1 protein-coding gene is annotated in these 1,224 nt (G+C 44.1%); it reads right to left on the bottom strand.

Annotated elements, in window-relative coordinates:
- Window positions 1-655: 655 nt before the first annotated feature.
- Complete coding sequence (locus tag ACGLHR_RS51720) at window positions 656-1,009, bottom strand: hypothetical protein (protein ID WP_400103893.1); 354 nt, start codon at window positions 1,007-1,009, stop codon at window positions 656-658.
- Window positions 1,010-1,224 lie beyond the last annotated feature (215 nt).

Here is a 1,224-nt window from a genome sequence, read left to right as displayed (position 1 = left end):
CGTGGAGAGGAACAACATGAGTTTTTATGAATTTTTTGATGCCCTGCTATTTGCGGGGCTTCTATTCATGTGAAATATAAAGTATCCTACTAGTGCCTGTGCATAATCGGTTTTAGCATGTGTTTTCACTACAAATTCAGACGACCAAACTCTAATCAATATAGCGGTTCTTTGACGCCAGCAAAATCTGGAGCGTGCAAGCAAGAGCGCACGTTAGGTCACGCGCTGTGCTCAGTGTGCTGTGTGAGAGGGGGAGTGGCCAGCGGCTGAAGCGGCAACAGCAAATGCGTGCTTCTTTTACCCATATATGTATCTATATCTTTTACATTCCTTATCCAAACAACGTCAAACTTGGCACCGCACTTACTGGAGCCCGTAGCAAGACACCTGTCAAGTTTGAAATAAATCAGATGAACGGTTCGAGAGATGTGCGAATAACAGACAGACAGACAGACAGTCAGACGTTCCTGTCATTTATAGACTAGTTCATGATTGAAGTGCCACCGTCACAGCAGGGTGTATGTAAGTGAATGAGTACCCCCATAGTGGCAAGAAAGGGGCAGTACACTCACGTTTCTCTTCAGATCGTATAAATCTTTCGCCTTTTACTAAAGATTTCCGTGGAGAGGAACAATCTGAGTTCTCGTTAATTTTTTCATGCTCTGCCTAGTGCGGAGCTTCCTCTATTGTCAAATGAAACTATAACTCCTGCAAGGCTTCTTTTGATAACATATTGAAGCGATGCATTGTTCTTACTGATGCAATGTTGCACTTGTTCTACACGGATTCTACTTATATGGGCATCAGGCGTCGCCTGAACCTGTGAACCGACCAACCTGTCAACCACGACGTAGCCACGCCCTAATGCATACCCTGCTTTATCGTCAAATATAAAATCAGGGAGGCCAAAATGTCCCAAATGAACATCATACTGCATTGAAGAAGGCTTTAAACTAGCGATTGAGACCATAAACACATTTTGAAAACGTTTACTGAGGTTAGAAATCAAGTGAGAAGTTGGTGAATTCTCCATTGACTTGTATAGAGACGGAAGTCCTTTTGACACCAAAACGGTCGCCCCCTGGTGGCCTTTTGATAGAATGCAGTTTTAAGTTACTTCCGCGTTGGCCTCATTTCAGAGGACCAGAACTCCCCACCTGGTTCCTCCTCAAACTGACATCAAAATTGGTTCGATTGACGTTCCCTCATCTTCCGTTAGGTCGG

This window comes from Cupriavidus sp. CuC1 (assembly GCF_044627735.1).
GTDB classification, from domain to species: Bacteria; Pseudomonadota; Gammaproteobacteria; order Burkholderiales; family Burkholderiaceae; genus Cupriavidus; species Cupriavidus ulmosensis.
This window is presented reverse-complemented; position numbering and strand designations above follow the sequence as displayed.